This is a genomic window from Anaerosalibacter sp. Marseille-P3206 (assembly GCF_900155565.1).
In the GTDB taxonomy this organism is placed as follows: domain Bacteria; phylum Bacillota; class Clostridia; order Tissierellales; family Sporanaerobacteraceae; genus FUHM01.
In genome coordinates, this window is the sequence record NZ_FUHM01000002.1 from 427,487 (window position 1) to 452,940 (window position 25,454).

General features: G+C 29.9%; 24 protein-coding genes. 1 reads left to right on the top strand and 23 read right to left on the bottom strand.

The features are described 5' to 3' along the window. Positions 1 to 2: 2 nt before the first annotated feature. From obgE to BQ9840_RS03490, 21 genes are all read right to left on the bottom strand, one after another. Complete coding sequence (gene obgE / locus BQ9840_RS03390) at positions 3 to 1,277, bottom strand: GTPase ObgE (protein ID WP_077368058.1); 1,275 nt, start codon at positions 1,275 to 1,277, stop codon at positions 3 to 5. An 86-nt stretch (positions 1,278 to 1,363) separates the two neighbouring features. After that, a complete protein-coding gene (locus BQ9840_RS03395; protein WP_077368061.1) occupies positions 1,364 to 1,837 on the bottom strand; it encodes a Spo0B domain-containing protein in 474 nt (157 codons plus the stop codon). Positions 1,838 to 1,922: 85 nt separating this feature from the next. Further along, positions 1,923 to 2,213 (bottom strand): 50S ribosomal protein L27, encoded by a 291-nt coding sequence (gene rpmA / locus BQ9840_RS03400; protein WP_077368064.1) that lies wholly within the window; start codon positions 2,211 to 2,213, stop codon positions 1,923 to 1,925. A 4-nt stretch (positions 2,214 to 2,217) separates the two neighbouring features. Beyond that, positions 2,218 to 2,565, bottom strand: coding sequence for a ribosomal-processing cysteine protease Prp (locus BQ9840_RS03405; protein WP_077368066.1), 348 nt, complete (start codon positions 2,563 to 2,565; stop codon positions 2,218 to 2,220). A 5-nt stretch (positions 2,566 to 2,570) separates the two neighbouring features. Further along, on the bottom strand, positions 2,571 to 2,882 hold the full coding sequence (gene rplU, locus BQ9840_RS03410; RefSeq protein ID WP_077368068.1) for a 50S ribosomal protein L21: 312 nt from the start codon (positions 2,880 to 2,882) through the stop codon (positions 2,571 to 2,573). 111 nt (positions 2,883 to 2,993) lie between these two features. Further along, positions 2,994 to 4,220, bottom strand: coding sequence for an Rne/Rng family ribonuclease (locus tag BQ9840_RS03415; protein ID WP_077368071.1), 1,227 nt, complete (start codon positions 4,218 to 4,220; stop codon positions 2,994 to 2,996). 15 nt (positions 4,221 to 4,235) lie between these two features. After that, the gene (locus BQ9840_RS03420; RefSeq protein ID WP_200804858.1) at positions 4,236 to 4,931 is read right to left on the bottom strand and encodes a TIGR03936 family radical SAM-associated protein; all 696 of its coding nucleotides are present in this window, start codon (positions 4,929 to 4,931) and stop codon (positions 4,236 to 4,238) included. 2 nt (positions 4,932 to 4,933) lie between these two features. Continuing rightward, positions 4,934 to 6,778: a TIGR03960 family B12-binding radical SAM protein gene (locus BQ9840_RS03425; protein WP_077368076.1), complete on the bottom strand. Its 1,845-nt coding sequence runs from the start codon at positions 6,776 to 6,778 to the stop codon at positions 4,934 to 4,936. Positions 6,779 to 6,896: 118 nt separating this feature from the next. After that, positions 6,897 to 8,828, bottom strand: coding sequence for an O-antigen polymerase (locus tag BQ9840_RS03430; protein WP_077368078.1), 1,932 nt, complete (start codon positions 8,826 to 8,828; stop codon positions 6,897 to 6,899). Positions 8,829 to 8,840: 12 nt separating this feature from the next. Then, the gene (locus BQ9840_RS03435) at positions 8,841 to 9,047 is read right to left on the bottom strand and encodes a hypothetical protein (RefSeq protein WP_077368080.1); all 207 of its coding nucleotides are present in this window, start codon (positions 9,045 to 9,047) and stop codon (positions 8,841 to 8,843) included. A 16-nt stretch (positions 9,048 to 9,063) separates the two neighbouring features. Further along, complete coding sequence (locus BQ9840_RS03440; RefSeq protein ID WP_159436068.1) at positions 9,064 to 12,309, bottom strand: UvrD-helicase domain-containing protein; 3,246 nt, start codon at positions 12,307 to 12,309, stop codon at positions 9,064 to 9,066. A gap of 4 nt (positions 12,310 to 12,313) precedes the next feature. After that, the gene (locus BQ9840_RS03445) at positions 12,314 to 15,448 is read right to left on the bottom strand and encodes a PD-(D/E)XK nuclease family protein (RefSeq protein WP_077368086.1); all 3,135 of its coding nucleotides are present in this window, start codon (positions 15,446 to 15,448) and stop codon (positions 12,314 to 12,316) included. Between the two features lie 31 nt (positions 15,449 to 15,479). Beyond that, on the bottom strand, positions 15,480 to 16,385 hold the full coding sequence (locus BQ9840_RS03450; protein ID WP_077368089.1) for an ROK family protein: 906 nt from the start codon (positions 16,383 to 16,385) through the stop codon (positions 15,480 to 15,482). Positions 16,386 to 16,399: 14 nt separating this feature from the next. Next, positions 16,400 to 17,050 (bottom strand): hypothetical protein, encoded by a 651-nt coding sequence (locus BQ9840_RS03455; RefSeq protein WP_077368091.1) that lies wholly within the window; start codon positions 17,048 to 17,050, stop codon positions 16,400 to 16,402. Positions 17,051 to 17,068: 18 nt separating this feature from the next. Further along, positions 17,069 to 17,509: a DUF523 domain-containing protein gene (locus tag BQ9840_RS03460; protein WP_077368094.1), complete on the bottom strand. Its 441-nt coding sequence runs from the start codon at positions 17,507 to 17,509 to the stop codon at positions 17,069 to 17,071. A 10-nt stretch (positions 17,510 to 17,519) separates the two neighbouring features. Then, positions 17,520 to 18,746 (bottom strand): beta-N-acetylhexosaminidase, encoded by a 1,227-nt coding sequence (gene nagZ / locus BQ9840_RS03465; RefSeq protein ID WP_077368096.1) that lies wholly within the window; start codon positions 18,744 to 18,746, stop codon positions 17,520 to 17,522. Between the two features lie 116 nt (positions 18,747 to 18,862). After that, positions 18,863 to 19,780 carry a glutaminase A gene (gene glsA / locus BQ9840_RS03470; RefSeq protein WP_077368099.1) on the bottom strand — a complete coding sequence of 306 codons (918 nt, stop codon included), beginning with the start codon at positions 19,778 to 19,780 and terminating at the stop codon, positions 18,863 to 18,865. Between the two features lie 17 nt (positions 19,781 to 19,797). Next, positions 19,798 to 21,453, bottom strand: a complete 1,656-nt coding sequence (locus BQ9840_RS03475; protein ID WP_234978610.1) for a nucleoside kinase — start codon at positions 21,451 to 21,453, stop codon at positions 19,798 to 19,800. 106 nt (positions 21,454 to 21,559) lie between these two features. Next, positions 21,560 to 21,988, bottom strand: coding sequence for a CBS domain-containing protein (locus BQ9840_RS03480; protein ID WP_200804859.1), 429 nt, complete (start codon positions 21,986 to 21,988; stop codon positions 21,560 to 21,562). Between the two features lie 53 nt (positions 21,989 to 22,041). Then, positions 22,042 to 22,512 carry a GNAT family N-acetyltransferase gene (locus BQ9840_RS03485; protein ID WP_077368101.1) on the bottom strand — a complete coding sequence of 157 codons (471 nt, stop codon included), beginning with the start codon at positions 22,510 to 22,512 and terminating at the stop codon, positions 22,042 to 22,044. After that, positions 22,512 to 23,459, bottom strand: coding sequence for an RluA family pseudouridine synthase (locus tag BQ9840_RS03490; protein WP_234978611.1), 948 nt, complete (start codon positions 23,457 to 23,459; stop codon positions 22,512 to 22,514). The genes BQ9840_RS03485 and BQ9840_RS03490 overlap by 1 nt, the downstream gene beginning before the upstream one ends. Before the next feature lie 137 nt (positions 23,460 to 23,596). Here BQ9840_RS03490 and BQ9840_RS03495 point away from each other — a divergent pair, with 137 nt between their 5' ends. Then, on the top strand, positions 23,597 to 24,052 hold the full coding sequence (locus BQ9840_RS03495) for a type IV pilin (protein WP_077368107.1): 456 nt from the start codon (positions 23,597 to 23,599) through the stop codon (positions 24,050 to 24,052). 34 nt (positions 24,053 to 24,086) lie between these two features. Here the strand turns inward: BQ9840_RS03495 and BQ9840_RS03500 are convergent, their stop codons facing one another. Next, entirely contained in the window at positions 24,087 to 24,638 is a 552-nt protein-coding gene (locus BQ9840_RS03500; protein ID WP_077368110.1) for a DUF6648 family protein, read from the bottom strand. A gap of 84 nt (positions 24,639 to 24,722) precedes the next feature. Then, the gene (locus BQ9840_RS03505) at positions 24,723 to 25,445 is read right to left on the bottom strand and encodes a pseudouridine synthase (RefSeq protein WP_077368112.1); all 723 of its coding nucleotides are present in this window, start codon (positions 25,443 to 25,445) and stop codon (positions 24,723 to 24,725) included. Between the last annotated feature and the right edge of the window lie 9 nt (positions 25,446 to 25,454).

Genomic DNA, 25,454 nt, shown 5'->3' on the forward strand with positions numbered 1-25,454 from the left:
TATTATTCAAAAAATTCAAATTCATATCCACAAATATAAACAGGATCATTTTCTGCAACTCCTAGCCTTTTGAGCTCATCTATTATTCCCTTCCTCCTCAATGTGTTTTGAAAGTATCTTAATGAATCTATATCATCAAAATTTGTAGAATATAAAACTTTTTCAATAAAATCGCCTTCCACAATGAATTTTCCATCTTCAACTCTTACAATTATATCATCTACTTCTTCTTCAACTTCATCATATTCTATAGGTTCATCAAAAGTTTCGTATGAAGTTTCTATAGTTGAAAGCTTATCCCATATAGCATACTTAAGGGCACTTACACCTTCTCCAGTAGCAGCTGAAATAGGATAAATCTCATATCCTTGTTTTGCTAATTCTTTTTTCATACTATCATACCATTCTTTAGATGTTTCTATATCCATTTTGTTGGCAACAACTATTTGAGGTTTTTCCGATAATTTTTCGCTATATTTTACCAACTCCTCATTTATCTTATAAAAATCTTCAATTGGATTTCTTCCATCTATACCCGAAGCATCAATTAGGTGAACTATCAACTTAGTCCTCTCAACATGACGAAGAAACTCATGTCCTAATCCAGCACCTTGATGGGCACCTTCTATAAGCCCTGGTATATCGGCAATCACAAAGCTCTTACCTTCTTCAATCCTCACTACACCTAAATTAGGTTTTAGGGTAGTAAATGGATAGTTTGCTATCTTAGGTTTTGCAGCTGACAAAAATGAAAGTAAAGTTGATTTACCTACATTAGGAAAGCCTACTAAACCTACATCTGCAATAAGCTTTAATTCTAGTAATATAGTTCTTTCTTCACCTTTTTCTCCTGCCTCGGCAAACCTAGGAGCTTGCCTAGTAGAAGTAGCAAACTTAGCATTACCTCTACCACCTTTACCACCTTTAACTATAGTAAAACTTTCACCATCTTCTTTTAAATCTACTATTACTTTTCCTGAATCCTTATCTTTTACAATAGTTCCTCGTGGTACTTTAAGTATTAAATCATTTCCCTTTTTACCATATTGTTTTTTAGTTCTTCCATTTTCACCATTCTCTGCTTGATAGTGTTTTTTGTATTTAAAATCCATTAATGTTCTTATACCATCATCAACGACTAGTATAATACTTCCACCGTTACCACCATCTCCACCAAAAGGGCCTCCTGATGGTTCAAACTTTTCTCTTCTAAAGGCAACGGCTCCATCTCCGCCTTTTCCCGCTTTTACTTGTATCTTTGCTATATCTACAAACATAATATCATCCTATCCCACTCTTCTTATTCTCAATAATTTTATTATACCAATTCTTATAGGCCTGTCAATATATTAATTGGCTTATTTTAAGGTCTAATAGTAAAGGCATAAGTTGAACTTGATTTATTTTTCCCTACAAATAAAAATCTTATACTATCTTCAAATTCTTCCACTTCAATATTAATTATACCGACATCATCACTATCCATAAAGCCTTTAAAAATACAATCTAAGTCATCTAATATTTCTTTCTCATTATCTATAAGTCTTAAGTCATAATCAGTATGATTGTTTACTTTTATTATTATTTCATGTTCTAAATCATCTAATTCTCTAACCATCCTATCTAGATATACACTTACATGAAATAACGACAGATTATATATATTACTTAAACTCATATTTAAACTTATTACTTTATTTATACTATCAATAGCTTCATTTGTCTTCCCAAGTTGAATATATGCATATACTATTTGAAAATAGTTCATAAAATCATGTCTTTGACCCCTAAGACTTTCTTTTATATAAGCAATATAATCCATTTTCCCCTTTTGCACATTATTCCTCCTTGTTTTGAACTAAACCAGCTAAAAACACATTAAGACAAAAAAAGCTTACCTTTGTGGTAAGCTATAATTTCGACTATGCTAGTTCTTCAACTGGATATACACTAACTTGTTTTTTATCTTTACCTTTTCTTTCAAAAGTAACTACACCATCTACTTTTGCAAATAAAGTATCGTCACTGCCTCTACCTACATTTTCACCAGGATGAATTCTAGTTCCTCTTTGGCGTACAAGAATATTTCCAGCTAATACAAGTTGTCCGTCTCCTCTTTTTACGCCCAGCCTTTTTGATTCACTATCACGGCCGTTTCTTGAACTACCTACTCCTTTTTTATGAGCAAATAACTGTAAATTTAATTTTATCATCTCTTTACACCTCCCCATATCTGAGAGTAATATATTTTGGGTAACTTTCGATCAAAGCTTTTATTCCAACTTCCATTGTCTTTAGTATAATATTTGCATCGTAAATCTGTTTTTCAGGAAGATTCCTTGGAATAGAAACTTCTAGTATTCCTTTTTTCTCATCAATATTATAATCAATATTATTTTCATCAATTTTACTTACTTCATTTAGTGCAATCAATGTAGTCTGTACAAGCATAGAAATAGCTGCACACACTATATCGTTTCCACTTGTTGAATATCCAGCATGGCCTTCAACAGTATATTTAAAAATACTGCCATTAACATCTTTATATAATGTAATTCTAGTCATTTCAATTAACCTAATATCTTTTCAACTTTTACCTTTGTATAAGGTTGACGATGACCTTGTTTCTTTCTGTAATCTTTCTTTGATTTGTATCTAAAAACAACTACTTTCTTTCCTTTTCCTTGTTCTAAAACAGTTCCTTCTACTTTAGCACCTTCAACATAAGGTTTTCCAACAACTACATCATTTTCTTTTGAAACAAAAAGAACTTTATCAAAAGCTACTTTTTCTCCTTCAGAATGATTTAGTTTTTCAACAAAGATTGTATCTCCTTCTTGAACCCTATATTGTTTTCCTCCTGTTTCTATTACAGCATACATTTATATTGCACCTCCTCTATCCAGTCTCGCCAATGTTAGGTGACTATGCTTTAAAACCCACATTGTGCGGCTACCTACAGACTTAGATTTTATCAAATTCACATTTATTTGTCAATCATTAAATTCAATTATTTTTCCTGTTCCTTTACAATAAGGACATAGTTGAGCAAAATTCCATGAAAGTCTGTTTCTAACTTTTTTTCTAGTCATCTCAACCAATCCCAATTTTGTAATGCCAAACACATTAGATTTAGTCCTATCTTTCTTAAGTTCTTTATCTAATTTATTTAATACTATTTTAATATCTTCTTCATCATCCATATCTATAAAATCTATTATTATTATTCCACCTATATCTCTAAGTCTTAATTGTCTTGCTATTTCCTCAGTTGCTTCTAAATTAGTCTTTACTATAGTCTCTTCTAAACTTAAATTCCCAATATATTTACCAGTATTTACATCAATAGAAGTCAAAGCCTCAGTTTCATCAATGACAATATATCCACCACATTCTAAGGGGATTTCTCTGTTAAATATATTTTTAATTTTCTCCTTTACATTGAATATCTGAAAAATATCTTCTTTATCTCTCAGTTCAACCCTATCATTCAATTCTGGTGAAATATATTCTAGCAATTCAATTATGCTTTCATATTTATCCTTATCATTAACAATCATTTTGTCAGTTGGATTTACAAAAACATCCCTAACAATCTTATGAATCATACCTATTTCCCTATAAACCAGTTTAGGTGTAGGGGCAAAATGTCTTTCTCTATCTATTTTATTGTATATATTTATCAATAAGTTTAAATCCTTTTCTATTGATTCCCTATCTACATCTTTTGCAGCAGTTCTCATGATAAACCCCATCTGATCTTTTTTAATCTCATTGCCAATTTCTGTAAGTCTATTATTTTCCTGAGGATTAGTAATCTTCCTAGAAACTGATATCTTGCTAGAATAGGGAGTTAAAACAACATACCTACCAGGAAGAGTTAAATGGGTAGTTATTTTAGGTCCTTTGCTGCCTATAGCTTCTTTAATTACTTGTACTATTATTTCATCTCCACATTTTATTATATCATTTATAGAAACATTTTTGATGTCTACATTTTTAGGCAATGCATCCTTTATATATAAATAAGCATTCTTGCCTACACCTATATCTACAAAAGCAGCTTCCATACCTGGAAGTACATTTATTACCCTGCCTCTATAAATATTCCCTAATATTTTTTTTTCCTCTACCTCAATATAGCATTCTACCAGCTTTTCTTCTTCCAATATTGCTATATGATTTTTTTCTCCTCTAACGTCTATTAATATATTTTTCATAATATCTCTCCTTATTTAAAGGGGACTTACTATTTTGTTTTCCTCTTCAGTGTATAAATCGACTCTGTGTATCTTTATAGAATCATCTATTATTTTTAGGCCAGTATACTCAGCTAACCCCTTAAGAAAATCTGTTGGTTTTAAATTTCCACTATCACCTGTTTTAAGAAGTACATTTAATTTTACAACATTATTATCTATAGCCTTTAAGATAACATTTCCTATTTGTGGTCTTATATTTACTTCTCTTTCAATTAGCTTTTTTCTTTTTCTTTTCTCTTTTTTAATTATTATGCTCTCTTCTGATAAAAATGACTTCATCACTTCTTCAAGTTTTTCTTGAGTCATTTCCTCATTACCGATTTCAAACTGTATATTATAGTATCCCCATCTTATCAATGATGAAATAGATCTATTATCCTCAGTATATTTTGCATCCAATATTCTAACATTATCAGGTAACACTCCATTCATTCTTTCAATAAATGTTTCAACAGGAATACTCTTTTCAAGCTCAATGTCCATATACTCACCTTGACTTGATATTCCTAAGGAAAGAGCAGAAGCTATAGAAAACTTTGGATGAGGATTGAATCCTTCAGAATAGGCAATAGGAATATCAGCCATTCTAAACATCCTTTGAAAAAACCTCATAGTATCAAGATGGGATATATATTTTAAATAATTTTCTTTAGTAAATTTAACTCTCAAAATCAATTGCAAACACCACCTGAAAAGTTTTTGTTAACACCACAACCAGTACATCCTAATCTACAATCTCTTGTCAATTCTTCTCTTTGTGCTTTCTCATATTCTCTCTTAAGATACTCTTTCGAAACTCCTGCTTCAATAAAGTCCCAAGGAAATACTTCATCTAAACTTCTTTCCCTTGCAGCATAAAAATCCGGATCTATATCTAGCTTACGAAAAGCTTCTATCCATTTATCATAGTCAAATAAATCTGACCAGCCATCAAACTTACATCCACTTTCCCAAGCAGCAACTAATGCTTTACAAATATTCCTATCTCCCCTAGCCAAAACTGCTTCTAAATAGCTCAATTCAGGATTATGATAGTTAAATATAACTTTTCTATCTCTAATATTGTCCTTTAGTAAATCTATTTTTCTACTAAACTCTTCAATAGAGTTTTGACCAACCCATTGAAATGGTGTAAAAGGTTTTGGTACAAAACAAGAAGCACTAACTGTAACAGTAAAATTACCCTTTCTTTGTTCTTTTGGAATACTGAAAAATATGTCTTTTACTTTATATCCAAGCTCCTTTATGCCCAAAACATCTTCATCAGTTTCTGTAGGCAAACCTATCATAAAGTATAGTTTTACCCTAGACCAACCTTCTTGAAATGCATAAGTTACAGTTCTTTCTAAGTCTTCTTCTGTTACGCCTTTATTGATTACATCCCTAAGCCTTTGACTTCCAGCTTCTGGTGCAAAGGTAAGCCCTGTTTTTCTAACCTTTTCAATCTCTTGTATGACATCCTTAGTAAAAGAATCTAGTCTTAAAGATGGCAATGATACTCCAACTCTCTTCTCGCTATATTTATTTATCAATTCTCTAATCAAAACCTCTAAATTTGAATAATCGCAAGAACTTAAAGATATTAGAGAAATATCCTCATAACCAGTAGACTCAACAAGTTTTTCAGATAAATTGATTAGAGTTTCAGTGCTTTTTTCTCTTACAGGTCTATATATCATGCCAGCTTGGCAAAATCTACAACCTCTAGTGCAACCACGAAATATCTCTAATCCTATTCTACTGTGAACAATTTCAATATATGGAACCAACATTTTTTCTTGATAATAGGATTTATCTAAATCACTCATTATTCTCTTTTTAACTTTTTGAGGAACCCCATCGGCATTTGGTAACATCGACTTTATAGTACCATCTTCATTGTAATTAACATCATATAACTTTGGTACATATACCCCTTCTATTCTACTTACACGAATTAAAAATTCATCCTTACTAATATTTGATTTCTTACAAGCTTTATACTCATCAAATATTTCATACAATACTTCTTCTCCTTCTCCTATAACAAACATATCAAATATATCTGCGAGGGGTTCTGGATTGTATACACAAGGACCACCACCAATTACAATTGGGTCATCATCTGTTCTATCTTTTGCATATATAGGGATATTACCCAAATCCAGCATATTTATTATATTTGTGTAGCTCATTTCATATTGAAGAGTAAACCCAACAAAATCAAAATTATTAATTGGTTCTTTGTTTTCTAATGTAAAAAGGGGAATGTTTTCTTGCCTCATTTCATTTTCCATGTCAACCCAAGGTGCAAATACTCTTTCACAACAACAATCTTCTCTTTCGTTTATAAGATTATAGAGTATATGAAGCCCCAAGTGAGACATGCCTACATCATATATATCTGGAAAAGCAAAGGTAAATTTTACATCTATATTATCAAGATCTTTCTTTATCATATTCTGTTCCATGCCAATATATCTTGCAGGTTTTTCAACTCTATTTAATACTCTTTCAAATATATCTAAATCTATCATGCAATCACCTTTCTATTTTTTCTGTAAATATTATGTTACCACTTTTTATCCCTTTTTAATAGTTATTTATAAAAATACTTTTTAAACATGAAAAACCAGCCAAAAAACTATGGCTGGATTATACTTCTTTGGATATAGAAATATTTACAAACAATGCCAAAAGGTATTGAATCATATATATAAAGGCAATAGAACCTGTGTCATTAACTAATAAAGCAGTAATAGCTGTTATAATAAATATTATATATTCTTTACGTATTTCAGGTCTAATATCCAAAAGGCAAGGAAATCTATTCTTTGCTTTTTTCCAAAAACTCTTTATAAATAATATTTGACTAACTAAAACCAAACTCCATGGTGGTAATATTGTATAAGCTAAAAGTTCTTTTAATTTTACCTTTATAATATTATATACTTCTTTTTTACCTAATATTTTTGCTCTATAGATAAGACTTCCAGCATGACTTTGTTCTACGCTATATAAATCAAGAAATAAATTTAAAAACAGTATTAATCCTCCAATCAAAACAAGGATAATCAAATTTTTAAAAGTGAATTCTTTTTTAAAAAATACCATATACAACATAACTAAAAACAGTACAATAGAAGTGAAAAATCCCCCAGTATTTGCTCCAAACTTAGCAGATAAAGCAAATATATTTAATAAAAAAATAACAAGAACTAAAAACTTTTCTAATACTTCATTGCTAAAAGTATCTTTTATAGAAAAATAACTAATTATCGAAGTTGCCAATAAAACAGCCATTGCCCCATTATTAAATCCATAAAATCTACTACCTACTACTAGATTGTCATATCCTATGTAGGAATTATACAAAAATTCAGGTCTAAAAAATATACCTATCAACATAGTTACATATGTTAAAAACGAAAAAAACACAACTGCATTTAATTTCTTTTGTGTAACAAAATAAGATATACTATAGCTTAACATAATACAAGTAATCATGTAGATGAATAAATTCTTTTGTAAATTAAAGACTCCTAACATAAGGGAGACAAATATAGTTATTATAATAAAGTTTAAATAAAAAGTAATTTCCCAATACATATCTCTTCTATCTTTTATAAAAAAATAAGCAAAACATAACTGTATCAAATATACAATTCCATGGAATATATAAGTAATCCATGTCATATTAATTACTTCTTTAAATATCATAGAAAGTTCTTCTTTTGTGTTGTCACTTGAATAAATACGAAAACTCTTTCCGATACTAGTCTTATCTTTGATATCATAAATACTCATCACCTGTGAAGAAACATCCAAACTGGTGATAATTCCCTTTCTTCTTGTAGAATCACTAGTAAGAATTCCAGGCTTCAAATTTAAATTACTATACAATATGGGAACTAGTGAACTATTTGTCATCTTTTTCATTGAGCCTGAAACTTCTTTTGGAAAAAGGATTATATTGTATTCCTTAATATAATCTAAATAGTCCTTAAGTAACTCTATTCTTTCACTTTTCTCTTCTAAATCATAAGACAATACCAGCACATTAGAATTTGATAAATGATATTTAGTCTTCTTTTTAAGCCATTTTTCATCATATAGTACTTTCGTTTCCCCAAAATCTATTTTTCCATCATTGTCACAGGCTATAAGAGAAGAAGCATCTTCTCCTATGTATGAAATGCCTTCTTTATTTAATTTTTCTCCTAAAGTATGAATCTTTTCAATATGTTGAGGAGATAGCTTTTCTAAATCAGATTTGATTGTTTCAAAACCATGAACTTTTATACTGCCATCATCTATTTTTTCTAGTCCTTCAAACTGTCCCTCTTTTATCTTAACCTTTCTCCCTAAAGCAATAGTCATAAAATAACTTATCTCATCATATGAACCCCTATTTTTAGAATTCATTAACCCCATTGAAAAATTATCATTATCTAATTCATTAACCAAGTCTAAATCCAGTTCATCTAATACTATAATTATAGTTTTTTCTTCACTTATCCCATGAGCTACATTACTTGAAAATAAGATGAAAATTATTAAAAACAATAATATTTTTCTGTTCCCCATCATAAACACCCTTTAGTAGATAATATAGTTGAGAATACTAAACACTCCAAGTACAGTAGAAAATAATCCTAATGCTATCTTATATCTATAAAGTCTATCTTTTTTAAACTCTTCTTTTATTACAAATTCCTTTACACCATTATTATTTACTAATTTATATTTATCACTAATTATAACATACATCCCAAATAGGATAAATAATATTCCTATGATAAGCATAAAACACCTCCTAAACTTAAACCTGATTGCAAATCAATTTAAATGGGCAATAATTACTACAATCCTTACCTCTTTCATACTTTTCAATTTCACTATTATTTGAAACATATTCTATAAAATCATTTAAATTAGCTATGGTTTTTTCTAGAGATTCTTCACTAACATCAATATCGACTAATTCACCACTTTCTAACAATAATAGGCTCGCTCTTACCTTTTTCCCAAATATATCATTACATACTTTAGCATATAATTGCAATTGAGGTTTATATTTATCAATGAGAACTTGTTTATTATATATCCTATTGGTCTTAAAATCTACTATTTCAATCATATCTTCTTTAATATATATTCTATCAATAATTCCATATATAATGCCCTTGTCAAGTCTATAGTAAAACTCCTTTTCATTGTACATATCATCATAATCTTCAACATAATTACTTATATAATTTTCTATATAAGGATTAAGTTCTTGAATGATATTATCATTGGATTTCAAGCCATAAGAACGAATAATCTCTTCAAGTAACGACTTAGATTCCATCCCATTCCTATATATTTCACAAAATTTGTGTACTATTTCTCCTCTTACAGTTGGTTTAAGTATATTTGTACTTGTTTCTTCATAAGAATCAACTTCTTCATACTGAACTAATGGTAATCGCTTGTAATAAGTCATGTAAAATCTCCTCTTACATTCCCTAAAAGACAAATATTGAGATACTGAAAAACTGGCAAAACTCCTTTGATTATATCCTGGAATCTCTCCTATCAATGGAAAATCTTCTTTTCTAAATTGTAATGTGTGTTTAAATTCATCATCTAATGCTTTTACTTCTTCTGTTAACTCACTATCCATAGATATATCTTCGATTAAATCATATTTGACAAAATCTAATAGTTCACTGATAAACTTCTTAAATCCAGCTTCACTTCCTTGATTGCCCAATATAAGCTTTTCTTTTGCTCTAGTCATAGCTACATATAGTATTCTCTTATTTTCTTCCTCGTCTTTTTCATTCATTACAGCTTTTATTTCATTGTATCTTGGTGAAGAATCTTCCTGTTTTATACCTAAACCTAAATTCTTATCAAATAATATATTACTTTTATCCGTATTAAATCTTTTAGACATTTGAGGTATGATGACAACTTTAAATTGAAGCCCTTTAGACTTATGAATTGTCATCAATTTCACGCTATCTCCATCTTCTGATTCTATTTTGGCCTGTGATTCATCAATATCACTTCTATTTAATTCATCTATATAATCAATAAAATCAGTTAATGTACCATTCTCCTCTTCAGAGTACTGTCTAGCCAATTCAACAAACTTATGAACATTGGCTAATCTCTGTTTTCCACCATATTTAAGCAGTAAAACCTCTTTATAATGAGTTTTTTCAATTAGTTCATTTAATAGTTCATAAGGGTTCAATAAATCACTTTTCAATATTAATAAGGAAAGTACATCATAAGCATCTTTTGCCCTTTCCTTTAATGAATCCAAAATACAATCTCCCTTTTCTCTTAATATCCAATAAATAGTTTCATCAGATAAGCCAAACATTGGACTTCTAAGTGTTCCTACAATAGAAATATCATCATAAATATTACTTATTCCTTTAATGGCATTAATCAAATCAACTATTTCTTCTTGCTTAAAAAATCCCTTTCCACCTAAATTATAATATGGGATATTGTACTCTTTCAATGCCTCTTCATACATGTAATCATCTGTAGTGGATCTAAATAATATGGCAAAATCCTTATATTGGTACCCTTCTTCTACTAATTGCTTGATTCTCTTTGCTATCAATCTACTTTCATAATACTTGTTAAAATCTCCTTTTGTCTCGCCTTCAGGTACTTCTAACTCACTATTTTCAAGTATTTCAACATCCACACTATTAGATGACTCATTAACCGGTTTTAGTGGATCGTATTTTTTTATCATAAGCTTCTCAAATATTTTATTTATAAATTCAAGTACAGTATTTACACTTCTATAGTTTTCCTCCAAATTGATTGGTGCTATGTTTGAAACACTTTCAATATCATCCATCACATCATAAAAAACCTCTACATCAGCCCCTCTGAAAGCATAAATAGACTGTTTTGGATCTCCTACTACAAATAAGTTTTGTCTATCTAATATAGTATCTCTACTAGTTAACTTATATATTATCTGTTTTTGCAGTTCATTGGTATCTTGAAATTCGTCAACCATAATATATTTGAACTTATTTTGATATCTACTTTTGATGCCTTCATCTTCTAATAGCTTCAATGTTTTTAATTGCAGATCTTCATAGTCTAAATAACCAAGTCTTCTTTTTTCTTTAGAGTATTCTTTGTCTATTTCTTTCAAGATAAAAATAAGAGTACTATAGAGTACTATATTTTGTTTTTCTTTAATCAATAATGTCTTTTCAATAGCAGTTTCAAGTGCTTCTATTCTCTCAGCTTCACTCTTCATGGATCCAATATTTTCTTTTAGATATGGAAGTATATCAACCACATCTTCATCATATTTATCCTTTTGAGCAAACTCAATCCATATAGGATCATTTTTAAGTTTTGAAATCTTTGAGTTTTTTCTTCCTTTTGGTATCAAGTATTCAAACTCATCTTTTATGTGTTTAACATCTTTTTCATCAAAAGTGATATTCTCAATATTATTTATAGTTATTTCTCCTACTTCTTCAAAAGACAAACCCGTACTACGAATCTTTTCATAAAGATACATCAATGTATTTATCAAATTATCTAAATTATATACATTGAAAAACTTAACAAAATCATAAACTTCTTCACTTGTTTCAATACCCTTTAATATAAGCTGTTTTGTAGCTTCATACAATATATTGTCTGATTCATAATCTTCTAATACACTAAACTCTGGATCTATACCAGCTTCAATTGGATTTTCTCTAAGTATTTTTGAACAAAAGCTGTGTATTGTAGAAATATTAGCCTTTTCCAAATCCCTATATAATCTTCTCCACTTTTTATCTTCTGAGAATTTTTTTCTTATATCTTCTCTTATTCTCTCTTTCATCTCTTGACTAGCCTTTTTGGTAAAAGTAATTGCAACTATTGATTCTATTTCTTTTCCTTCTTTTAGTTTTCCCTTTTCTAGTATATATAAATATCTCTCAACTAATACTTTGGTCTTTCCTGAGCCAGCACCAGCATTTACCGCAACATTTTTGTCAATAGTCTCTACAGCTTTCTTTTGATTTACATTAAGTTTCATATTCTCACCTCCCCTTATATCTGCAAATATTACTATAACTGCAATAGGCATCACAAGCCTTTGGATTTATAGAAAAATCACCTTCGAATATACTCTCTATATAGTCTTTCATGGTTTCTACTACACACTCCATAAGACTATTCCATTCCTCTTCATCTAAAACATATTTGTTTTTTCTTTTTATTCCTAATATTTCTTTTTCACTTTCCTTAACTATCTCCATTGAAACTTCCTTATTAGATATAGTTATATAGCCACCACCAATTACATTATCCTCCCCTTGTGCCATTATATACACAGGTAGCTGAAAGGATATTCCTTCTAACATATCTACAATTTTATTAATTCCATAAGTAGAAGTTTTGTAATCATAGAGTACATATTTTTCTTCTCCTACAAGCTTGTCTATTCTATCAATCTTCCCTAATATCCTTATATTATCTCCTTTCACATTCATGGAAAATTCTTGTTCAAATCCAAAAGGCACTTCAAAATCAACAGGTATCATCTTATCAGTTAATTTTGACATTCTATCCAAATCCATCTTAACTAATTCTACAATAGAATTAGTCATATTTTCTATTCTCAATTCCCATAGTTTATCTATCTTTTTTACACCATTTTTAATTAACAGTTCTCTTATATAATTACTAATTTCATCTAGGGTATTATCAACTGTAAATTCACTTTTACCAAGTATATGATTGGCAATTTCTCTATTATGGTTTGAATAATAATATTTAAGAACCATATGAAAAATATTTCCTCTGTCTAAAGGTGTAAAATCCTCTAAAAATCTTTCAATACCTTCTAGCTTTAATATTCTCTCCATTAAAAATTTGTATGGACATTTGCCATATGTTTCAAAATAGGTAATGGAATAGTTTAAATCCTTGTGATACTCTCTTATATCCCTTTTTATCTCTTCAGAACCAATATAGCCCCTGTAAGGATTCAACTCTTCTCTTGCTCTTTCTACTTCACATTGAATTTTCCCATCTATCTCATCCAGTACACCCTTATGAAGACTATTATATCTTTGGAAATATTCAGTTACTTCTTCTCCTTCAAAATACTTATAAAGTATATGGTTTATATATTCACTTTCTGTTGTTATTTCTGAAATATCATTCTTGATCAAATAATCCATACTCACTTTAATCTCATCTATTTTCCCATCTTCAAAAACACTTTTAAATTCATCTAAAAACATAGATGGAATATTCACTTCATCACTAGTAGAACTAGCTGAAAAAGATAAATACAATAATTCATTACATCTAGTTACTGCAGTCACAAAGAGTAAACTCTCTTTGTCAAATCTCTCATAATAGTTTTTGATATCAAAACCAATATCACACAATTTTTCATGGTTTTCATCTTTAAAGAAAAAGTTGTTCCCTTTTAAAATAGGGTATTTGCCTCCAACTAATCCAGCAATAAATATAACATCATATTTTACCCCTTGGACAGTAGAAGGAGTTAAGATATTTATGCCATTTTTATTACCTATAGTTTTAACTATAGTCTGGTTTTCTAAATATCTTAAAAACATCTCATAAAAATTATCTATGCTGATTTTATTGTAAATGATACTTATTTCTAATTTCATTTTTTCAAGAACTTCATAAAGTACAGATAATGCTGAAATATCCCTGTGAAACAAATCATAATCTCTGGTTTCATTGTATATATTAAGTATTTTCCTACTCAATTCATAACTATCAATAACAGCCTCTAAAGAGTCAATAAGCTCTTCTGGGCTTCCATTGACTATAATACTATTGGTCTGTTCTATAATCTTATCAAGAGAAGTATTTAGAAACCTTAACCACTCATATCTTTCATTAGCTTCCTCGTTATCTAAACTCTCACTTATCAAATACTCCGCATTTCTCATTTCTTCTTCAACAATAGATTTTAAATCCTCTATTTCACTATAATTTAACTTATACAGTAGATATTCGACTTTGTCCTTATCTCTACCATTATAAACACTAAAATAGCTGTTTTTTATCCTCTTTACAATACAATCCTTGTCAAAATTATTTAACTTGACTTTTATGATATTTAAAAATTCCTTTATAAGAGGTACATCTATAAGCCTCATTTCTTCATTTGAAGAACAAGGTATACCTTCTTCATTAAATACATCAAAAAGAATCTTTTCATATTCATTTTTATTTGTCAAAACTATAGCCATATCTTTAAGTTCTACACCATCATTGTATAAGGCCTTGATTGCCTGGGAAATTCGTTTTAGTTCCAAGTATTTATTAGCTGCACTAATCATTTTTATCTTATCACTCTTAGGTAATGGTGATACCTCTTCGCAAAACAACTTATCCCCTATGCACTCAAAGATATTCTTATCCTTCTTATCTATTTCTTCAACTTCAAACCCCATCTCTTTTAGAAGTTTTAAAGTATTAACTACAGTAGAAAACTCTGTTTCTCTTTTGTATGGAATGTTAATATAGACATCTATTGGATATTTTATAATCTCCTTTAGCAATTCTATTTCCTGTGGTCTAAAATCGAAAAAGTCATCAATAATCACAAATTCTAAATCACTAAAATATCCATCTTTTTTTCTTAAAATTTCTAATCCCAAGAAAAATGCTTCTTCTACATCTATCAATTTATTGGCTTTTAAAAACCCTTGATACTCCTCATACACCAAGGCTATTTCTCTATAAAAAGGAGTATCAGGTATCCTTTCTTTGAACTCTTCAGGAGTTATTAAAGATCTTTTTATTTCACCAATTATGTAACAAACAGAATTAATAAATCCTTCCATTTGTGATACATTCTTATAATGATTTATTTTACCTTCATCATCTAATTCTCCCAATATCTTTTCAACAATAGACTCTCTCACTTCTGCTCCTATTGTAGTATACAATTCTCTTTCCAATAGATTGTTTACAATATTATCAAAAGTGAACAAATTGGCATCTAGTACTACCCTATTGTCCTCTATCATCTTTTCTTTATACTTTAAAAGTAACTTTCCATTAGGTAAAATATAATAAAACTTATTTCCCTTGTTTTCATTTATATATTCTTTGCATTTTTCAAGTATGTCATCTCTTTTGTTGTTATTAAATGGTCCATAATACACAATTCTCTTAGGCATACTAATCCCCCTAATATTCTTTTAATGCTATTTAATCACCTATATAATCAAAAGCTAATTTTGCAGCTCCAATAAGTCCAGAGTCATTTAAGTATTTTGCAGGCAATATCTTAACTCCACCAGTATTATTACAATTGCTATTGAACTTTTCCACTACTTCATCCCACCAAAAATCCCTTGAATTGATTACCCCTCCACCTATGATAATTCCCTCAGGATCAAAGATATTTTTAATACTAATTAAAAAAACTGATAAATCGGTGGTAAATTCACTTACTACTTCCCTGCAGATAGGATCATCTGTACTTTGTAGAAATATATCTACTCCTTTTAACCTCTGTTTTGTCTTTTCAAAGTAATTATTTTCTATAGCAGAACCAGAAATGTATTTTTCAACACAACCTCTTTGTCCACAATTGCAACTTTTACCATTTGGATACAGGATTGAATGTCCAAATTCTGCCCCTTGAAAATGACTGCCATTCCAAATAGTTTCTTTACTTGTCCAAATTCCTCCGCCAACTCCTGTTCCTAAGGTTATCATAACAAAACTTTCAAGGTTCTTTCCTGCTCCTAACCATTGTTCACATATAGCAGCTACATTTGCATCGTTTTCTATAATAATTGGAATTTGTGAAAATTCAATTGATAATTCCTCACGAATATTGGTACCAGGCCATCCTGGTATATTTCCTCCAACAGATAGAACTTTTCCTTCCTTGGTATTAATAAAACCTGGAGAACCTAAACCTATGGCTTCAATTTCCTCTTTCTTCACAAGTTCCCTTATCAAATACTTTAAATCCTTTAGCACACCATCTTTACCACTTTTTCCGTCAGTTTTTATTGTCACCTTTTCTAAAATATTGCCAGTTTCATCAACTACTCCACCATTTATCTTTGTGCCACCCAAATCAATACCTATTACCTTTTTCATCATAACACCCCTTGCTATTTTGATATTATCTCTAATTCATTTATATAATTTTCTAAAAACATTGGGTTAGCATATCCTGTACCAACCAAATAAAGATAATCTAATATTTTAGGGTGATATGAAAGTTTAAGTAGTTCCTTGCAAAAAATATGTGCAGCTATATCGCTACATTTCATAACAGGGTATCTTTTAGTTAAAAAAACTCTTATATCTTCAAGTTTATCATATGTTGCACCAATTTCCTTATCCTCCAAATAGTGATACAATTCATGAGCAATTTGTATTTCTTTGATTTCATCATAACTCAACTTAAGCCCTACTTTTGAATCACTTAAAGCACTTTCTACTTTTTTTATAGACAAATCATATAAAATAATACTATTTATATCACTGTCATATTTCCCTCTTAATCTAACAATTTCAAAGTCATATTCTTCATCTGGTTTATCTAATCTTATTTTATTTTCTTCACATATCTCTATAACATTTTTTCCTTGGAAAGTATTCAACATATCTCTAGCTGCTTCTTGTCCTATTTTTATAGATTCATCTATATAATATTTAACTCTATCATCTGGTATCTTTTTGAAATATAAATCTTCCTTTAATTCTGCTAATGACATTAGCTCATCTGTAGCCCTGTCAACAATCTTTTTCTTGTCCAATACGACCAGCTCCTTTTGTTATTTATCTAATCTATAGTCTTTATCACTATATACTTTTATCCCATTATCAATAAATAAATCTGTAGTTACTCCATTGCCCTCTACAAGTTTTCCACAAAAGTTACCATCATATACGTAACCACAACCACAAGAAGGGCTGTTAGATTTTAAAATTGCAACTTTGGCTCCAACAACTCCTGCTATAGCCAATGACTTTTTAGCACCTTCTAAAAATTCAGTAGTGCGATCTACCCCATCTTTATCTATTACCCTTGTATTACCTTTTTCATCTTTAATTATTTCACAAGGTACCCTAGGCGTAGGAAGTCCTCCTAATACTTCTGGACAAACAGGTATTGCCTTTCCTTCTTCCACCAATTTGGATATAGCTTCATTTTTGTTATCCTTACCATTATACTTACATTTAATACCTGCCAAACAAGCACTAACTATATACATTATACCACCTCTATTTTATATACTTATCAAGTAATTCCTTAGTTCTATTATTTACATCTATCACATTGGGAACTTCAATTTCATTATCCTTTAGATTATATTTGTCTTTTAACTTAAGAATTCTATATACTTTTTTATCTATTTCATCTTTAGATATATCATTATTGTTAACAGCTTCCCTTATAGCATTCAATACTTTTAGTTGTTTTTCATGTTCAAAACACACAAGTACTATATCACTTCCAGCTTTCAAACTCCTTACAGATGCACTACCAATATCAAAATTTTTAGTAATAGCTCCCATGGTCATATCATCAGTTACTACTACTCCATCAAATTTTAATTCTTCTCTTAATATATCATTTATAAGACTTTTTGAAAGAGTGGCAGGATACTCCTCATCTATATTAGACAACAATATATGACCTATCATAACAACATCTGCTCCATTATTGATAGCCTCTTTAAATGGTATGAACTCTAGCTTTTCAAGTTCTTCTTTCGTCTTATTTACCACAGGCAAATTTACATGAGAATCCATATATGTGTCTCCATGACCTGGAAAATGTTTAACCACAGGTATAACATGAGAATCCTTGATACCATTCATAACTAATAAACCGTGTTTTGAAACAATCTGAGATGTAGAACCAAAGGCTCTATCGCCAATTACAGTATTTTTACTATTTGAATGTATATCTAGTACTGGTGCAAAATCCATATTAATTCCCAGTAAGCTAAGATTATTGCCAAGTATTTTGCCTATTTCATAGGAAAAATGTTCATCATCTATTAAACCTATATCTCTTGCTTTTGGTGTTTTAATAATTTCCTTTGGAATCCTAGATACTCTTCCCCCTTCTTCATCTACTCCTATAAACATAGGTATAGTATTCTTAGAATTAATACTCTTTATCGAATTTGTCAATTCTACAAGTTGCGAAACACTATTAATATTCTTCTTAAAGAGAATAAATCCTCCTACATAATAACTCTCTATTAGCTCAACTGTCTTATCATCAAGCTCCACTCCATCTAGTCCAACCAAGACTAATTGTCCTATCTTTTCATCTATAGTCATTTTCTCTAACTTTTCCATTATAGGATCAACTTCTTCTTCCTCCATTTCCTCTTTTACAAATTCTCTATCAGGTTTTTTCTCAGTTTTCTCACTACATCCTGTAAATATTATGGTGATTACAAGTAGTAAAATTATACACTCAATCCACTTCTTCATAAAATCGCTCCTTAAACATTACTACATCTATTATCTATATTATAGAATATTGTATACTTATTTTCTATTGGATTATTAGAGAAAAAACAAACTCTGGCAATTGCCAGAGTAATTAATCAAAAAATACTTAAGTCTAATTGTTTTGATAAGCTTTGTAAAACTCGTAGTCCTGCTACAGAATTGCCTCTCTTGTCTAACGCAGGGCCATAAATACCTATGCCCATTCTATGAGGTACTGAAGCTAGTATACCCCCTCCAACACCACTCTTGGCTGGAATACCTACCTTTATAGCAAACTCTCCACTAGAGTTGTACATTCCACATGTTACCATATAGGTTTTAATGATTCTAGATATGTGTTCATCAACTACAACTTCTCCAGTCTTAGGTATAGTTCCATCATTAGCTAAGAATAAACCCATATTGGCAATATCAATACAATCCATTTCAATGGAACATTGTTTAAAATAAACATCCAATGCCTCTTCTACATTGCCATCTACAATCCCCATGTCCTTCAATAAATAGCCCATGGCTCTGTTTCTATTTCCAGTTTCTTTTTCAGATAAATATACTTCTTCATTAATGACTATATTGTCGTTGCATGAAATCTTTCTAAATAGAGAAAGTAATCTGTCAATTTTTTCTTTAGAATCCCTACCCTTAATCAAAGATGTAACTGCTATTGCTCCTGCATTTATCATTGGATTTAAAGGTTTTGCTATTTCCTCTACCTCCAATTTATATATTGAATTAAAAGCATCCCCAGTAGGTTCCATCCCTACCTTCTTGAAAACTTCTTCTTCTCCATTGTCCATAATAGCTAACATCAACGCAATGGTCTTAGATATACTTTGTATAGTAAATCTCTTTCTATATTCGCCAGCAGTATAAATATTGCCATCCATATCAATAATACATGCTCCTAAATCCCTTGGATTAGCTTTGGCTAATGCAGGAATATAATCTGCTACCTTACCTTTCTCTGTCACTTCTATATTTTTATCAATAATCCCCTTTAACAAATCTTTCATATGCTCACCTCTCTAACTTATCTAAAGCAACTCCCGCCTATAAATTCCCTCAATATAGATGTAGGAGGTATAATCGATTCATCTTCTACATCTTTTAAATAACTCAAAAACTTTAATAGTCTCTTAGCTTCTGAATAATACTCGCTACTTTTGTCTACTTCTTTAAGAAGTGGAACTGCATATTTCTTAAGCACAGACAATTCATAAGATAATGCTGAATTGAACATAACATCTGCTTCTTCTTGAAATGGGAAAATGTTCTTTTCCTCTCCAATTCTAACTTGTTCCCATAGTTTAAAAGTCCTTAACACGTCATTTCCTCTGTATTTGTTATCTCTAACCATTCTTCTTAGTATTCTAGTATCTGTTGTAGGTATCCTATTATGAGCATCTATATTTAGCTGAGTTAGTGCACTTATATATATTTTAAACTTATTCTTTTCTGGAATAGCATTGGTCATCTTAGGATTTAATGCATGGATACCTTCAATTATAATTGGATGGTCCTCGTCTACCCTTACCCTTATTCCTGAAGGTTCTCTTACACCTTCTAAGAAGTTAAATCTAGGCAATTCAATTTCTTTGCCTTCTATAAGTGCTATCAAATCCTCATTGAACTTTTTCAAATCAATTGCTTCAAGTGCTTCAAAATCATATTCACCAAATTCATTTTTTGGAGTATCTACTCTATTTACAAAATAATCATCTACTGATATAGATATGGGTTTCTTTCCATTGACCTTTAACTGAACAGCTAATCTTTTAGAAAATGTTGTCTTTCCAGAAGAAGAAGGCCCTGCAATCATTATTAAATTTACATTGTCATCAGCACAAATCATATCTGCAATACTTGCGATCTTCTTTTCATGAAGAGCTTCAGAAATTCTAATCACTTCATCAATAGAATCTTTTCTTATTTTGTCGTTTAAATTCCCAATATACCCTAAGTCCAAAATATTAGCCCAATCCTCTGCTTCTTTAAAAACTTTAGCAAGCTTTCTCTGCTCAACAAACTCTGGAACAGTAGTTTTGCTTTCCTGTGTAGGACCTAATAATATCGCTCCCGGATAATAATACTTAACATCAAAAACATCTAAATACCCTGTAGATGGGGCAACATATCCATAGATAGTATCAATATGCTCCTCAAGTCTATATACATCTATAAAATCTCTATCTAAAGAATTATAAAGTCTAACCTTATCATCATAACCTTCTTCCTTAAATATCTTAATTGCTTGTTCCTTTGATATCCTTTCTCTATAGATAGGTATGTCTTTTTCAATCATTTCACTCATTATTCTCTTTATTTCTTCTATATCTTTAAAACTTATAGTCTTATCTCCCTCAACTTCTGTATACATTCCTTTTCCTAAAGAATGCTCAATGTTTACAGTATAGTCTGAAAACACTTTTTCACAAGCAGCTATATACACAAGGACTAAGGTTCTTCCATATATTCTATGCCCATCTTTATCACTAATATCTAAAAACTCTATATTTTTTCCCTCTTTTACTTTCTTCTTTAAATAGACTATTTCATTGTCTACCCTAGCTCCTAAGTACTTTTTGTATTCATCCTTAAAAATCATTTTTGAAAGCTCTTCATAAGTTGAACCTTCATCAACAGTAACTTCTCCTACCCCTTCAACAATAACTTTGAAATTCTTCACAATAACTCTCCTTCCTTATTTTAGTTCAATAAACTAAAATCGTATATATATTATACCTTATTTTAGAAAAAAAATATAGCAGAGATACCTCTGCTATTTGTTATTTCTAAATATTTGGTCTACTAGGTTCTGATATATTTGATAAAGCATCTCCTGCTTCATCAATCAATCTATCTCTTACAGCCACATCTCCAATAGATACAATACCTACTAACGAATCTCCTTCCACTACCGGAAGACGTCTAACTTGATGTTCTGCCATGAGATTTGTTGCTTCAGTTACATCTGTATCTGGAGTTACAAAAACAGGATTTGCAGTCATAACATCTCTAACTATAGATTGACTTGCATACCCTTGTGTCAATCCCCTCACCACCATATCTCTGTCTGTAACTATTCCCAAAAGCTTACTATTGTTATCACAAACCGGTATACTCCCAACATTTAAATTCTTCATTTGTCCTGCTACTTCTCCCAAAGTTGAATTTTGACCTACTGATGTAACTTGCCTAGTCATAATATCTCTAATCTTCAAACTACCAACTCCTTTTTTATAAATTACTATTAGGATGTGTAGTTTTTTTCTTTTTACTCATTTATTTTTAAAGCTAAAATTTTATTTACTTCTTTAAACCCAAATTTTTCATAAAATCCAATTGCCCTAATATTTTCGGAATTGACATTTAGTCTAACAGTATTAACTCCATTTTCTCTAAACCAAGAAACTATTTCACTTAACAAAGTCTCTGCTACACCTAACCCCCTGTATTCATACTCTATAAATACATCGCTAATATATCCAAAAAATCCTCCACTAATTAAATTAGAATTTACCCTCAATTCTCCCCTTATAAAACCTATATTTTCACCACATTCACCGGCAACCAAAATGCGAATACTAGGATTACTCATATCCTCCCTAAAATTTTCACACATAATCTCCCTATAATTAAAAGAAGGAGAAATATAATCTATAAAGTCTTTATGACAATCAGAAAGCTTACCCCACATTTCAACCAAAGAGTGTAAATCCTTAACTTCCCCTTGCCTTATAAGCATTAAAACCACTCCTTCTCTATATTATAAAATATAGCTGGACTCATTGCCTCAAACTCCCTGCCGTTTAAATAATCTAATTTAGTAAGTCCATTGAAACAAATCTTATATGCATGTAAAAATTGACTTTCCAATCTATATTTTTTCTTAAAGAACTCATTTATCTTTCCATCTCCATACTTTCCATCTCCTACAATAGGATGACCTATTGATGAAAGATGAGCTCTAATTTGATGAGTTCGTCCTGTTATCAAATCAATTTCCAAAAGAGAAAAATCATTGTTTTTATCCAATACCTTTATACTAGTTTTAACTTCTTTTGTTCCTTCCATTTCTTCACTATAGATTTTAACTTTATTTTTTTCTTCATTTTTTAGTAAATACCCACCTAAAAGAATATCCTTATCCACTCTTCCCTTTACCATACATTTGTAATACTTCTTTATATCTCTGTTTTTAATGGCCTCATTTATATCTTTTAGAGCTTCATAATTCTTAGCACCAATAATAATACCACTTGTGTTTCTATCAAGTCTATTACATATAGATGGGGTAAATGTCTTTTCAATTCTAGGTACATAATCCCCTTTTGCAATCAAATAGCTCACCATACTATCTACAATATTGTCGCCATAATCTTTATTGACAGGATGTGAAAGGATGCCTTTAGGTTTATTAATAAGTATTATGTTTTCATCTTCATAAATAATATCAAGTTTTACGGAACCTTTAACTATTTCCATATCAGGTATAAATGAGTCTAATGTTTCATCTGCTAGATAAAACTTAATTGTATCTCCTTCAAATATCATATCTTCTGGTTTTGCTTTTTTGTTATTTAACTTTATCCTCTTTTTACGAAGAAACTTATATATAGTACCTTGAGGTGCTTTAGCTAAGTATTTTTTTAAAAACCTATCTATCCTTTGATCATTTTCATTTTTATCCACTATAATCTCTCTCAAATTATCTCACCTTTTTCCTTTTCATATGTTATAATAATATATGTTATAATGATATTATACACAAGAATAGAGTAAAAACTCTACTTATTTGTTTAACAATCCAGCAAAAAAGAGGTGGAATTATGAAGAAGTTTAGCGAAGTACTAAAAGATTTTTTCTATGACGCAATTGACTATATACTTATGGTTGTAATAATAGTAATTGTAGCTGGAATTATTGGTTGGAGACTTAATGTATTGTTTGATAAGGATAAAACCAAAACTCCTACCGTTGGCAACGAAATAGAAATCTCAAAAGATGAAAAAAACATAGATAACAAAGATGGAAAAGATAATGATAAAAACCAAGATAAAAAAAGCGAAGAATCATCTAAAGAAGTAGTGAAAATCGTCATACCATCAGGTTCTCCTGCTTCAAGCATAGCAGATATTTTGTTTAAAGAAAAACTAATAGAAGATGAAAAACAATTTATATCAAAGATGATTGAACTAAAACTAGACACAAAAGTTAAATGTGGAGAATTTGAAATAAAAAGAGGCAGCTCAATAGAAGAAATTCTAGCAACAATTACAAAATAGTAGAAAAAAATAGTAGGAAAATCCTACTATTTTTTTAATATGTTTCGTTGATATATTCATCAATCAAAGATTTCTTTACCCCTTCTATAAATACATCTTCTTTTTTGAGTATGTCTAACAACCATCTACTCTTTGAATGAAAAATTGCATACTGATAATCCTTTAAAACAATTTCATATAATTTGTTCCTTAAAAACCTAGACTCTACTTTGATAAAATATGCATCAACATTTACAAAGTTTAAATAACGTAAAAGATGAAGTGTAGCTCTATCTTTTTCATTATAATAATAATTCCCTTGATTTAAATAATAAATATAATACTTATCATGTTTCCCTTCTTTTCTCATATCCTTTGCTAGCATAGTATAATACTTAGCCAATACATTGTAATACTGATAGTTATACATTCCCTTCTCATAACTATCAATTCGTTTAAAAGGTTTCACCTTCATATCTTGAACAAAATCAAAATTCCCTTCTAAGAACTCTCTCTTGCTTATATCTCCATTCTTGTACTGAATAATAAGGGAATTCCTGTGATCAAAAAAGGTATCAAAAATGCCCTTTTCCTTATAATAAGCCAATTTCAAACACCCTATCTAATATTAATTTTATCAAATAACATTAATTATATTATATCATTAATAACATAATTAACAAACATAAGATTAACTTTTCTTTAAAAGAAGTACTTCCTCATCAGAAAGCTCTCTATATTCTCCTGGTTGTAAACTATCATCTAAAACAAGAGATCCCATAGAAATTCTCTTTAAATATAGTACATTCATTTCCAGTGATTCAAACATCCTCTTAACTTGATGGTACTTTCCTTCACTTATAGTTAAGTATACTTTAGATACATATCCAGATTCTATTATCTCAAGTTTCGCTGGTTTAGTCTTGTATCCATCATCTAAAACTATTCCAGATTCAAATACTTCAAAGTATTTCTCATCTACATAGCCATCCACTTCTACATAGTATGTTTTTTTTACATTCTTCTTTGGTGATAGAAGCTCATGGGAAAGTTTTCCATCATTTGTTATAAGCAAAAGACCTTCTGTATCCTTGTCAAGACGTCCTGCTGGATGTGGATTAAAAGCTAAATATTTACTGTCTATCAAGTCTAAAACGGTCTTACTTATAGGATCATTTGTTGAAGAAACTACATCTTGTGGTTTATTTAGCATTAAGTAAATAAACTCTCTATAATAAACTTTTTCTCCTTCAAAATAAATTTCTTCTACAGTAGGATCAACTTTTATAGAACTATCTTTAATCAATTCATTTCCTACACTTATCATTCCTTGTTTAACAAAACTCTTGATTTCTTTCCTACTTCCATAACCTAAATTAGAAAGTATTTTATCTACTCGTTCTTTTTTTCCCATTTTGACCTC